The organism is Mucilaginibacter sp., assembly GCF_036383575.1.
Lineage (GTDB): Bacteria > Bacteroidota > Bacteroidia > Sphingobacteriales > Sphingobacteriaceae > Mucilaginibacter.
Genome location: NZ_DASVOB010000585.1, coordinates 13,944 through 27,046 on the forward strand (window position 1 = coordinate 13,944; position 13,103 = coordinate 27,046).

Consider the following 13,103-nt stretch of genomic DNA (forward strand, 5'->3'; position numbering starts at 1 on the left):
AGGTTAAAGTTTAACAGATGCACCAAAGGTTATTGTCCTGTTTTGAGGATAGGTTACGTAAGTTCCGTCTCCTACCCGTTCAGGATCCAATCCCGGATACTTACTGATGGTGAATACATTGTCGGCAGCCACGAAAACGCGGAGGCTCTTAATTGAGATTTTGTTTAGTAAAGCTGTTGGCAAAGTATAGCCGAGCTGTACGCTCTTTAACCGGACAAAAGAAGCATCCTTCAGGAAGTAGGTTGACGGATAGTTCTGTACGGCAGCATAACCATCGGCAACGTATATTTTAGGCATAGTGTTGCTATGATTGGTCGGTGTCCAGCGGTTTAGCCAGTCGGTGGTTGGTACCGATCCCTGTCTGAAGGGCTCTATCCCCCAGCCGTTAACATAGGCCTTTTGCCCCTGTGAACCATAGATCTGCGCGCTGAAATCAAATCCCTTATAACCCGCGCCCAAATTAGCCGAATATTGATATGACGGGAATTTGCCGCCTACATAGGTCCTGTCGTTGGCATCAATTTTCCCGTCGCCGTTTACATCCTTTATTTTTAAATCGCCCGGAGTAGGTGTAACCGGTTGTTTTGGAGAGTTGTCAATTTCAGCCTGAGATTGAAATATACCATCCCAAACATACATGTAATAGGCATCGAGCTCATGCCCCTCTTCCCTTATGGTATGATCGCTGATATCCTTCGATCCGTATTTCTCCAGCTTGTTCTTATAGGTTTGAAGGTTTAAGCCAATGGTATAGGTAAAATCTTTACCAATTTTGTCATTATACTGAACTGCAAACTCGAAACCTTTGTTCCTCAGCGCGCCATCATTTATTGTTGGAGCATTAAGACCAACATAGAATGGCACCTGCGAGCCCCTTAAAATATCGAACGTATATTTATTAAAATAATCTGCCGAGAAAACCAACTTATCGTTAAACACGGTCATGTCAATACCGGCATCAACTACCCGTGTAGTTTCCCAGGTAAGGTTAGGGTCAACCAATGTATTTGAAACGAAGCCCGAGGTAGCCGTGCCGCCAAAAGCATAATTTGCGCCAGATAATGTTGATTGATAAGGATAGGTCCCGATATTCTGGTTACCTAACTGGCCCCATGAACCGCGGATCTTAAGGTCATTTAACCAGGAAACATCTTTCAGGAAATTTTCTTTTGATACGCGCCATCCGCCCGAAAACGAGTAAAAGGTTCCGTAGCGGGTATTGGATGGCAACCTGGATGTACCGTCATAACGGATGCTTGCGCCCAGCAAATATTTGTCCTGGTAGTCATAATTGGCACTACCATATAAGGAACTGATTGCCCATGCTGAAGATGTGCCGCCATTGGTTTGTCCATCAGTTGGTCCCGCATCGAGTTCCCTCAAAAAGTTGGTTACATACTGCGTTCTTGATGCGTTGAGATTGCTGGCTGTATTTTTTTCCTGTTGATAACCTGCAAATGCGGAGAAGTTATGGGCACCGAAACTCCTCTTATATGTAAGCTGGCTGTAGTAAACGGTATATAAATTATCCGAATTGCCTACGTTAAGGCCGGGTGCACCATCGTCAAGGTTGCCGGCTGGGCTCATATCGCTATAATAATACGTAGGTATGATAGGCCTGAAATCATTGAATTTATAAATTCCGTAATTAAACCCTCCTTTATTTTCCCATCTCAGTCCCTTAAAAAGGTCGATATCCAACGACAGGTTACCTTGCAAATATTTATCATCTCCCCTGGTGCGGATATCTTCACCAACAATTGCCGCCGGATTTTTATTGCCCAACTCATTTGAGTAAGCTTTTTTTATCCATTTGCCGTCAACCTGTGCAGGGTACAAAGGAGATTGGGCCAGCGCGGAAAGAAACTGGTCGCCTGCTCCATTTTCAGGCGTGAGCTTTTTGCCATAGCGCATTTGTATATCACTTCCAAAGGTTATCCTCTTATTAAGCTTTGAAGTTAAACCCAGGGAAAGCGTATATTTTGAATAGTCAAACCCTCTCATAACACCTGGTTGATTGGTAATACCAATACCTACGCTATAGGTTGTACTGTCTTTACCTCCGCTCATGTTTAGGTAGTGATTCTGGGTATAAGCAGTACGGAAAATATCGTTCAGCCAGTTATGGTTAGGATATTTCACCCTGTCTGTCGCATTTTGATAGAGATCGATCTGCGCCTGCGTATACAGAGGGGCCAATGAAGAGTTGCTGCGGGCTTCGTTCGATAGCTGCATATAAGTTGCTGAATTTGTTACAATATCCGGCAGCTTTGTAGCATTGGAAATACCGAAATTGTAAGCATATTGAACGGAAAGTGCTCCGGCTTTGCCTCTTTTGGTTTTTACTACAATTACACCATTCGCGCCGCGTGACCCGTATATGGCCGCAGAAGATGCATCTTTCAATACCGAGATTGATTCTATATCATTCGCGTTAAGCACATCAAGGCTCCCTGGAAGCCCGTCAACAATAACCAGGGGATTTGAACCCGCGCCACTGAACGTGCCGGTACCTCTGATAGTGAGCTGTACGTTTTCGGCCCCCGGCTCACCAGAACCCTGAACAACCTGCAAACCAGGAAGCTTACCCTGTAATAAGGTTGTAGGGGAAGTAGCTACACGCTTGTTCAGCTCATCGCCGGAAACCGTAACCACAGCGCTGGTGAGCTTGTGTTTGCTTTGTGTGCTGTAACCAACAACAACAATCTCGTTGATGCTTTTTGGCTCGGCTATTAACGTAACGTTCAACACGCTCGCATTACCCACAACAATTTCTTTGTTTATATACCCTATGTATCTGAATAACAGAATGGCCTTTTCATTGGGAACGTTAAGCTTAAATTTTCCCTCTATATCGGTAACCGCCCCGTTATTGGCCCCTTTGATCAGGATGCTCACCCCAACTAAAGGTTGCCCCTTTTCGTCAATCACTTTTCCCGTTATGATAACCGGGAGGTTGTCATCTTTTAAAATCCTGCCCGCTGTATTGTAGCTTGCATTACCTTTTGCATATAGTGATCCCGAAAGGCACAATACTGCAAACAGCAACCCGAATGTGAACCTCATTGGCTTATAAAGCACATTGTAGTTCTGTATAATTTTATTCATAAATTTGTTTTTTTATAAAATGGTTAATGATTGGAATAAGCCTGGCAGCTATTCCTCAAATGGTTAGGCGTGTTCACTGCACGCCTGACTTTTTTAACAGGTGCTATATCTTTTTTTTCATAGTAATGGGTTTACAGGTTTAACTTATTGTTATTTACTCCTTATTTAGTTGTGATCCTACTTATAAAGGGTTACGATTATTTTGCAAACCGGCAAGCTTAATTGCGGGCTACCTGGAAACATTTTTGAATACTTTAAGCATAACCTATATGCCCCGATAATTTTCACCATCGGGTAAAGCCCCATTAATGTCCAGGTATTAATGCAAAGTTTTGAGGTATTCCTTCTTTATATTGGTTGATTCAAACCTACAGTAAACCAACAGCTGAAAATTTGATTGAAATGGACTTTTTTTTGTAGAAACCCGACTTTCTGATATTTAAAGCATTCATATACACTCTGGTATATTAAAGCAATTTGCATATTTGTAACCCAGATGATCAAAAGAAATTTACAACATACTTTCTCGCTCCTTAACGTTGACTATGTGAGGCTTAATGCTAAATGGAACTACAGGAATGTGATCAGCCCTTACTATCGTATTTATTATATAGATGATGGGGAAGGTGAAATATCAGATGCAGCCAGTTCACTAAAGCTTGAACCGGGCTATTTGTACATCATTCCGAGTTTCACGCTATGCAACTTAGCGTGTAGTGATTATCTGGGTCAGTTTTTTATTCAGTTTTTTGAGGACTCGATAGACGGGAGTTCGCTTTTTGCCAATAACAGGACAGTATTGAAAACAAAAGCTACCGAAATGGATATTGATCTTTTTAACCGGTTGCTTCAAATTAACCCGGGAAGAGGCATTAACCGGTCCGACAATCCCAAAGTGTATGAAAAAGATGTTTATTACAAGGAATACCAGGAGCTTAATAATCAGCAAAACACCTCAACGTACCTGGAAACCCAGGGTATCCTGATGATGTTAACTGCCAAATTCCTGAACCCGCAATTGTTCAAAAGCCCGGAGCATAAACTTATCCCCGTAAAAATTGCGGAGACATTAAATTACATCCTTGTTAATTTACACCTGGATCTTTCAGTTCACCTGCTTGCATCCCGCGCAAATCAAAATGTTGATTACTTTTCGAGGCAGTTTAAACAGCACACCGGAACCAGGCCGTTAAATTATATCAATGAAAAACGCGTTGAGCGTGCTCAGTACCTGATGGCGACAAGCCGGATGTCCTACTCGGAAATTTGTACCCAAACCGGATTTGATAACCTTTCTTACTTTTCCAAAACCTTCAAAAAACTTACCGGCATGTCGCCCAGTGATTATAAAAAACAGATGTACCAGGTTGGTTTTAATCACTGATCAATGAGGCAATGCTCCTATTATAACTTCGGCATGGGCTCGTTTAGCCGGGTTCGACAGCAACGGAATGGGGGTTAACAGGGTTAACATAAATCGGGGTTAACACGATTTAAATATCTGTAATTAAGGACATTATAAAAAACAGGCGTTAACCCTGTCGCTTGCTAAAACAAACCCCGACTTACGATGCTTAAATAACTTAAATTCAATTAATTAGGTAGAAATAACAGGCGCTCAACCATATAAATACTAAAAATATTAGCAATTTCAAAGGCAATTACCTATCTTTATTCAAAAGATTACCTGACCTAATGAAAACCGAAAACGCCTTATCAAATTCAACACCTTCACAAGAGAAGATCAACCGTGTATTAAAGTTGCAAAAGATCACCTTAGCTGATATTGAAGATCTTAACGATGCTGAACGTAATTACCTCGGGGAAATTAGTACTGAAATGCTGGTGTACCTCAAAGATGAAGAAAGGGACAACTTTATCGATAAAATAGCACAGGTTCTTCCTCCAAGTACAAATGATCAGATCTGGGAACATAACCACTTTGCAATTGGCCGGGCCATTACAAAGCTGATTGGCCAATATGGCGCCATGCCCCCTAAATTTATGATAGCCCGCGAAACCGGCCTGAGCAGGCAAACCGTTGCCAAACACCTTACAGAATATAAAACGCACCCGCAATACCTTGCCGAAATAGAGCAGTTTAAATTTATGACCCCTGAAATATTGGCCGGCGTTTGTAAGCTTGCCAGCAACGGCGATGTGAAAGCCGCCCGGCTTTATTTTGAAATGGTTGGCGCAATAAATAAACAACAGCCCAATACCGTTATCAACGAGCAAAACAACTACATTCAAATAAACAACACCATATTAAGCCAGGAAAACCTGAAACAGTTAAGTAAGGAACAGCTGAATCAAATTGAGCATATTATCAGCGGGATTGGGGGAAAGTGAATTGCCCTTAAATGTTTTTTTTGGGGGGGGATTGACGGAATTATACTGTACTGAGTTGCTTGATTGCCTGGCGTATTTTTGACCTATATAACTAAAAAATCGCAAGTACCTGGCCCGCAACATCCGGCGCTGCATCGCGCCGGTAAAGAGAAATTTTTTATCAAAGCCAATTGATTTTGGAGCGATCAAAAACGTTTTCTTTTCAAATTGATCGTTATGGGGAACTGGATATCGACTATAGCTATCATTTTCTTTCCACCTCCGGTATCAACATTAAATGATATATTGCAATAATGGCAGATTTTTTCATAGTAATTAAAGACTGGTTAATTGCTTTAGGCGAAAAACATGAGGTTGACCCTTTATTACTGGGCTGTCTTTATTTGGTCAGTAAAGTATGCTTCGTAATTTTCATTGGCTTGGTAATTAAAAACCTAAGGGCAAAGAGGGCCATCATGATGCCGTTGTTGCTGGCCTCTGTTAGTTTCAGCATACCTTACCTTTACCTGGTCATTGCCGGGCGCAATATCCCTTTTTGGGTATATGTATTTATTGTGCTCATGTTTATGTATGGCGGGTATAACATCTGGAAAAAGGTTAAATTGGTTTGATTGCTAATATGCCGTACTAACGATTGTGTACACACAAGTGCCCCCCGCGCATGACCACATTGATACTTTTAAAATGAATAAAGCGGGGAAAACATTTCTTTATTAAAAAAAATTCCCGGTAGTCGCTTTTGTCAGTTTTTCTTCGTATATTAAGTTATGGGGAAACCAGTAGAAACCTTTAGTAAAAAGGAACGAGAAAAGAAAAAGTTTAAAAAGCAACTCGATAAGAAAGACAAAGCAGAAGACAGGAAGGCAAATTCAAATAAAGGAAAAAGCCTGGAAGATATGATGGCTTATATTGACGAGAACGGCAATATTACCACAACTCCGCCTGATCCGAATAAAAAGAAAATAATGAATGCCGAAGATATCCAGATCGGCATCCCCAGGCAGGAGTACCTCCCTCCCGCCGATCCGGTACGAAAAGGCATTGTTACTTTTTACAATGATTCCAAAGGCTATGGATTTATCAAGGATTTGACAACCCAGGAAAGCATCTTCGTACATGCCAATGGTTTGACGGAAGCCATCCAGGAGAATGACAAGGTAACCTTCGAAACCGAGCAGGGAGCTAAAGGCTTAAATGCGATCAAGGTGAAAAAGTAATAAATACCTGGTTAAAGCTATGCGGGTACGCACCTACCAAGAGCGTGACGTACCCGTGACTTTCATTTTCCTAAAAGTCACGAGTACCCGGCCCACAACATTCGGCGCTGCAATACTCGCACCGTTTGAGAGTTTGTTTAAGTTATTGGTTTGGATTGATGGGGGTGCTACGTTCCCGGTCATTTTTAATGGCCAGTTTTTTTTTCCTGTCGTTAAGGAGGCTTACTACAGCAAATATAAATACGGCCAACATTGCCAGGATCTCTTTGGTGTCTTTTTTGACAATCCCGTCCACCATGCAAATAGGGCCCAGCACTGCCATGCAAATAAGGGTTGGTTTTCTCGGCAAAAGAATGGCCATGATAAATAATTTAAAAGGTTACCAAATTCGGGGTGTATAATAGCTTACTGCACAGCCAGGTCTGCTTCAATATTTATTTCATTATCAGCTTTTACCTTGTCCCAAACGTGCATTTTTACGTGATAGGTTTCCCCGGCTACCATTGGTTTTGCAATGGTGATGTCTCCGCGCAGTTCGGTAGCGTTTGCAGGCGGATGGCCCTGGTCTCCGGCAAACAGGTCGTCAGCCTTAAGCACAGGAGTTCCCTTTTTATCGGTCACCAACAGCATCATTCCCGGAAAAGCCTTGTTGTCCTTAAGCTGATAATTGTTTACGCCAAGCGCAACTATAGCTATGTGGGTATTTATTTGTACTTTATTGTCGGTCATACGTTTATTGGCCGGATCGATCAATAAAACGTCCTGCACAATAAAGCCATTGTAGCTGAATGATAAACCGGTGCTAAAGTCTTTTTTGGTGCCTTTACTGTAGTTGCATCCGGGAAATAGTACGCAGCTTAGTATCATTATAAGCGGCACTGATAAGGTTTTTGGTAGGTTTTTCATAAGCAGGTAAACATATTTATTTTGAAACTCGCCAAACATGATGGCTACAGTTGGCAACGCTGGTACAATTGCCATACAAAGAAACATAGCCCATCCGAAAGCTGCTTTCGCGTATGTTGCAAATACTTTCGAATTTGTTACATTTTTACCAGCGGCAACAATTTTGCCTAAGAACTATAAGAGCATGTAACATAATTCTTATAGTGGATAAAGTAACATAGCGACGCTTGTATTATTAAAAACTGATGCATAGGTAGCTGAGAAGTCACGAGTACTCTGCCGACATTATCCGGTGCTGCATACTCGCGCCGGTGAGGGCAACTATGCAGCGCCGGCAAAGAGCGTAGTGTAGTTGTCCCTTTAAAAAAACGTCACGTTGCTTTCGGCCAGCACTGCATATTCACGCGCGTTAGGAGAGCAAAATTTACGTTAATTAATTATCCATTGCGTTAAAACATATGCGTGAAGTAACCTTATTGGCTGTTATAACAGATATTAGAGTCTCTTTAACCAAAGAGATCTGCATTTCAAAATATCTTTTCGATATGTGTTAACTTTCCATTGGAATTTAGCCCTTCAATCACAAGCTTAAAACTTTTAGCCAGGTCATTATTGTAGAACTTTATCATAAACTCTTTCATTTTCTTGTCGAATATTACATTGGGATTCCAATATAAGGTTTTTCGGTAATCGGGATTCGTCGGATTTACTGTTGTTGCATATTGGGGTGAATAGAATGTCATTACTGGAGAGTAACCCCGAAGGGAGGTATATTTATTATCCTGGCTATCGAAATCATATCCTTTCCCTTTTTTGGTATAAACAGCAATAACCCCGCCGTATGCTCCAAAAATCCCCCCCATTGACGGGTCATATATCTTAACGTAATCAAATTCCGACATGCCAATACTACGGATATCGTATGCTGAACTTTTTTGATTGTTAAGAAAAAAGGTAACCGGAATCTTATTTCTCCATTCTACTGTTGGATTGAGAGATATAGCATTTGAAATTTCTAAACCTGGGATTTTCCCTAAAAGGTATTGAAAAAGAGAGACAAAATTTTCGGCCTTTTTATCATTCCCTACATTAAAGTTTTTGGAAATACCGCCACTAAAGATGCCTGCTGTATACGTTTCATCAACTTTTTCACTTTCAGTTACGGCTTTAGCTTTGATCTCAACTTCTTTAAGAGTCTTAACATTTCCCTTTAACATATACTCAACAGCTATGGCGGGTAATTTTTCCCCGATAACAGGCCCCCCAGGCAGTTCATCTTTTAATATATAATTTGATGGTTGGATGCTATCTATCAAGCCATTATTTATTGGAATTTTATATAAATCTGCTTGTATGGATTTGTTTTGTGTTCTGAAATATAACTTTGCGTCTCCATAAAATACTAAGCCATCTTTGAAAAACGACCCCGACTTATCGATTTTAAGTGGCACTAAAACAGAGCTTGAATCGGCTGCCTGAATAATGATGTTTATACTGCTCTCCGAAAATCCCTTAGATGGTTTAGCCACAGAATTTAATTTTCCATCTATCGTCAAATAATTGTGATCACCAAACGAACTTATTTTTCGCTTGTAAACGGTATCAGGCCATTCATATCTTCTCCATCCATGTGTTAACATTATTAAATCTAACTCTCCTGATACTTTATCACTACTGGTCGAAAAGTAATAGCTTGGGTTAATTATCTTACCTCTTAAATCTTCAGTCAAAAGCAAACTTGATATAATGTCGTCATTCCTGTTAGAACGGTCTGACCAACTATAATCCGATATTGATACCGAAATGTTCGCTCGAAGGGTATCCTTAATAGATAATCGTATCTTATTAAGCCCGCGCTTTCGTTTATCTATTGCTATAAACTGTGTATCTACGTCAAATTTATAGTTCATATTATTTACAAAAGTTAGCCGTTGGGCAACCGGAACACGGGCTGCATTCAGTAATTTAATTTCCATAATACCTGTCGGCAGGTTTTTTACGGGAATAACGCCATTCATTGCTTCGTTTTGAGAGAGGTCGATCTTTGCATCATAAATCAGGTATCCGTCAATTGTTGCAATGAGGCTGAGCTTTTTGCTATTTTCATCTACGAGCTTTGTCCGATATATGAAAAACTTTTTCCCGTCTTTCACATCATTAACATGAATTACTACGCCCTGTGGTTTTCGCTGCGGAAGCTCGGTTCTGTGGCTTAAACCGTCAGCTGTTTTCCATTCGGCAATGTAATCTTTATTTGCTTCCGGGATCATTGTCATGCTTCCCAGTCCATCATGTTGCGTTCCAAAGTCAGTAACCACTTTATTTTCACATTTTACGACACCTGTTACATTGACAGGCATATCATTACGATCAGTAAAACTAAAGGCTATCAGCGACGGAAGGCCATTTATCCAATCACCGCCTTCGGGTAAAAAACGGGCGAATATTGCATTGGAATCCAGTACATTTTTAGGTGCATCAACTTGCGCTATAGCAATTCTTTTAATATAACCACTGCCCCTGGCTTCTTTCAAAAAATCCAAGGTATATGCACGACAATAGAGATCTTTCAAGTCTTTTGTGTCTGGCAAAATAACACTGCCCGATGCAGTCGATTCATAGACCGGCGCTGTAACCCTCTTTTGCATATGACCATCCGCGGTGTAAATTTCGAAATAAAAGTTCTTCGCCGCTTCTTTGCTATTTCCAGCTTGAACAAGGTAAGCCTTGAACCAAACCGTATCTCCGGGGGCATAATTGTCACGGTCAAAATGAATGTATATTTTACTGAATTTCTGACGGTCATTCAACTCCTGGATTTTCAAATCTCCGTCTTGTGCAAAACAAGAATGAGTTAAAAAAACAGTCATTACCATAAATACTAACCAGCAATACAGTCTGTGCTTTTGGCCTGTTTTGAAAAACTGATACGGAGATAAATTAAGGAGCATCATGAGCGATAGAATTTATTTAATATGTTGATTTGGCCCACTGTAAACTCAATATAACTCAAAAAGAAATTATTTGGTTGTCTCTCATCATAGATAGGATGTTCAGCGTCATTGCTTAGGCGCAATAGATTTTCCTCTCTTGTTTTTCTCTTGGTTAAATAGATAAATTCCCGCAATTTTTGACTAAACAATATCTTGCACGTCGTCCTAAAAGGTGGCGCGTCGCATTATTAAATAGAATTGGTATTAATTGATTACTGAGAAAAATGTATTTGATTTAGATTTAATGGTAAAATAAAACTATGCATAAACAGCTATTAAAACAAAAAAATATTTAATATTATTTCACAATTAAAATTTCAAGTTTACTAAATGTAACAGATAGGCTTGCCACCCCAAACTGGCGCGATATGTAGGAACAGCTGAATCAAATTGAGAGCATTATCAGCGGGATTGGAGTGTATCGTCCTAAAAAAGTTTACAAATACTTCTTATAAATGGGCCTATCATCAGAACTTCCACCTTCAGCAAATATTTCCTATCTTCATGTCAAATACCCATATAAACCATATGATTAAACCTGTCTTCGCCAAACTGATGATCCCATTCCTGCTGCTGTTTTTTGGGGTTTCACTACTGTTTTCAGGCTGTAAAAAAGATGCGGCCAAAAAGCAAACAGGTCCTGCCTGCTATGATTATATGACGATAGACTCGAACATGAGCTTCCCGGAAGCGGCTTATGCCAATTACTACTATTACAACAGCCAGCACCAGCTGATAAGGCATGTGGTTACCAGCGGCGGCGCCGTTGCCTGGAGCGATACTTTTGCCTACGATCATGGACATGTGGTAAAGTCGTGGATGTCGTTGGGAAGCAACAGTTCCGCCAATTATTACACCCGTAACGAGTATGACTATAACGATACGCTGATGAACGCCAGCCGGTATTACCTGGGTAATAAACTTATAGTACACAGCGCATACACTTACGACACCAAAGGGCGGCTGGCCAGCTACGCTCAATATTCGGACAATACCTCCCTGCAAACCGATGGCAACTATATTGATAATCTGGTGTACGACGACAACGACAATTTAACCCAACTTACCGACCAATACGGCAATGTAAAAGCACGCTACGGTAATTACGACGACAAGCCCAACGTAAACTACAGGATGCCCTACGACTGGGCCTATGATATATTCAGTTATTTCAATCCTTTCTCTAAGCATAACGTCGGCGTACAGCATTTCTACACCTATAATACCTATAGCGGTAAAACGGATACCAGCAATCATACTTTTACCTACACTTACGCCAATGGCAAAGTTGCGACAGAAATTATTGACGGAAGCGTTTTAATGAAGCTGAGTTCGTTGTGTAAATAAGATTTGTCATGTATTAGGTATTAATGTCCAAACTGGCGCGGGTATGCAGCGCCGACAAAGAGCGTGGCGTACTCGTGACTTTAAAGTAGTCACCCCACTGAAACAACGAGATCAGAAAAGTGATTTTCACCCATATTTTCACACCTTAAATTGCAAACATCAGCCTCAGCCTGATTATCTTACGGGATTATTAGGATTGACTGAATGACCCGTACGCTTTTACTCTTTTTACTGGCCCTGTTACCTATGGGCGGCTTTGCACAACAGTTTACGCTGATAGTTATTAAAGAAAATGCCCAGCCCGCCGATGGTGCCACCGTTAAACTGGTACAGGCTAACCGGCAGGTCAGCATGATCGTAAGTGATGCCCGCGGCCAGGCCCGGTTTCAGAACATTCCGCAGGGATCATTTAGTTTCTCTGTAACTTATACCGGTTATCAACCCCAAACCACCCGCAGCTACACTACTACGGGGAATGTAATGCAGGATACCATCCGTATGCAATCCCTTAGTACCGTACTGGACGAGGTGAACATCACGGCCAAAACTCCGCCGGTGGAAGTGAAACAGGGAAAGGTGATCGTCAACGTAGATGCGTCGGTAACCAATGTGGGAGCTACGGTATTGGAGGTGCTGGAGAAATCGCCGGGCGTGATGGTTGGCCGTAATGGCGGCATCTCATTACAAGGCAAGCAGGGCGTATTGGTGATGATAGATGGCAAGCCTACTTATCTCTCCGGTGCCGATCTGAATAACCTGCTCAGCAGTATGAGCTCTACCCAGGTATCGCAGATCGAGCTGATTGCCAATCCCACCGCGCGATATGATGCCAACGGAAATGCGGGTATCATCAACATTAAAACCAAAAAGAACCGGCAAAAGGGTTTTAACGGATCAGTTTCGGCCACGGTGGCGCAGGGTGTTTACTTCAAAACCAATAACACGCTGGCGCTGAATTACCGCGCGGGGCGCATCAGCACTTTCTTCAATTACAATATCAGCGATCAGAAATATCTTACCAACCTGTACGCGCTGAGCAAATACACCAACGCCGGCGGGGCAATCACTACAACACTGGATCAACCCTCACACTTCACCGGTACGCTGCTGAATAATACGGCCAAAGCGGGGCTGGATTATGATGTTTCGCCCAAAACTACGCTTGGCATTGTGCTTGGCG

10 protein-coding genes are annotated in these 13,103 nt (G+C 41.5%); 6 read left to right on the forward strand and 4 right to left on the reverse strand.

All coding sequences use genetic code 11. The annotated features are described in order from the left end of the window. Positions 1–3: 3 nt before the first annotated feature. A complete protein-coding gene (locus VF500_RS20900; RefSeq protein WP_330861537.1) occupies positions 4–3,108 on the reverse strand; it encodes a TonB-dependent receptor in 3,105 nt (1,034 codons plus the stop codon). Positions 3,109–3,604: 496 nt separating this feature from the next. Between VF500_RS20900 and VF500_RS20905 the strand changes: the two genes are divergently transcribed. The 4 genes from VF500_RS20905 to VF500_RS20920 all read left to right on the forward strand — a co-directional run bounded on the left by VF500_RS20905 (position 3,605) and on the right by VF500_RS20920 (position 6,677). Further along, entirely contained in the window at positions 3,605–4,492 is an 888-nt protein-coding gene (locus VF500_RS20905; RefSeq protein WP_330861538.1) for an AraC family transcriptional regulator, read from the forward strand. Between the two features lie 311 nt (positions 4,493–4,803). Then, positions 4,804–5,460: a hypothetical protein gene (locus VF500_RS20910; RefSeq protein ID WP_330861539.1), complete on the forward strand. Its 657-nt coding sequence runs from the start codon at positions 4,804–4,806 to the stop codon at positions 5,458–5,460. Positions 5,461–5,753: 293 nt separating this feature from the next. Further along, on the forward strand, positions 5,754–6,071 hold the full coding sequence (locus tag VF500_RS20915) for a hypothetical protein (RefSeq protein WP_330861540.1): 318 nt from the start codon (positions 5,754–5,756) through the stop codon (positions 6,069–6,071). Positions 6,072–6,227: 156 nt separating this feature from the next. Next, entirely contained in the window at positions 6,228–6,677 is a 450-nt protein-coding gene (locus tag VF500_RS20920) for a cold shock domain-containing protein (RefSeq protein WP_330861541.1), read from the forward strand. Positions 6,678–6,819: 142 nt separating this feature from the next. Here the strand turns inward: VF500_RS20920 and VF500_RS20925 are convergent, their stop codons facing one another. The 3 genes from VF500_RS20925 to VF500_RS20935 form a co-directional block, all read right to left on the reverse strand. Beyond that, complete coding sequence (locus VF500_RS20925; protein WP_330861542.1) at positions 6,820–7,038, reverse strand: hypothetical protein; 219 nt, start codon at positions 7,036–7,038, stop codon at positions 6,820–6,822. A 44-nt stretch (positions 7,039–7,082) separates the two neighbouring features. Next, a complete protein-coding gene (locus VF500_RS20930; RefSeq protein ID WP_330861543.1) occupies positions 7,083–7,658 on the reverse strand; it encodes a hypothetical protein in 576 nt (191 codons plus the stop codon). Positions 7,659–8,110: 452 nt separating this feature from the next. Continuing rightward, a complete protein-coding gene (locus VF500_RS20935; RefSeq protein WP_330861544.1) occupies positions 8,111–10,453 on the reverse strand; it encodes a hypothetical protein in 2,343 nt (780 codons plus the stop codon). Between the two features lie 651 nt (positions 10,454–11,104). On the opposite strand from VF500_RS20935, the gene VF500_RS20940 reads away from it, so the two are divergent. Further along, positions 11,105–11,923: a hypothetical protein gene (locus VF500_RS20940; protein WP_330861545.1), complete on the forward strand. Its 819-nt coding sequence runs from the start codon at positions 11,105–11,107 to the stop codon at positions 11,921–11,923. A 204-nt stretch (positions 11,924–12,127) separates the two neighbouring features. Next, a partial coding sequence (locus tag VF500_RS20945; protein WP_330861546.1) for a TonB-dependent receptor occupies positions 12,128–13,103 on the forward strand: 976 nt, incomplete at its 3' end.

Bases quoted from the DNA above. Each gene is read 5' to 3' on its own strand.
- VF500_RS20900 (WP_330861537.1), bottom strand. From the start codon at position 3,108: ATGAATAAAATTATACAGAACTACAATGTGCTTTATAAGCCAATGAGG.
- VF500_RS20920 (WP_330861541.1), top strand. From the start codon at position 6,228: ATGGGGAAACCAGTAGAAACCTTTAGTAAAAAGGAACGAGAAAAGAAA.
- VF500_RS20930 (WP_330861543.1), bottom strand. From the start codon at position 7,658: ATGGCAATTGTACCAGCGTTGCCAACTGTAGCCATCATGTTTGGCGAG.
- VF500_RS20925 (WP_330861542.1), bottom strand. From the start codon at position 7,038: ATGGCCATTCTTTTGCCGAGAAAACCAACCCTTATTTGCATGGCAGTG.
- VF500_RS20915 (WP_330861540.1), top strand. From the start codon at position 5,754: ATGGCAGATTTTTTCATAGTAATTAAAGACTGGTTAATTGCTTTAGGC.
- VF500_RS20910 (WP_330861539.1), top strand. From the start codon at position 4,804: ATGAAAACCGAAAACGCCTTATCAAATTCAACACCTTCACAAGAGAAG.
- VF500_RS20935 (WP_330861544.1), bottom strand. From the start codon at position 10,453: ATGACTGTTTTTTTAACTCATTCTTGTTTTGCACAAGACGGAGATTTG.
- VF500_RS20940 (WP_330861545.1), top strand. From the start codon at position 11,105: ATGATTAAACCTGTCTTCGCCAAACTGATGATCCCATTCCTGCTGCTG.
- VF500_RS20905 (WP_330861538.1), top strand. From the start codon at position 3,605: ATGATCAAAAGAAATTTACAACATACTTTCTCGCTCCTTAACGTTGAC.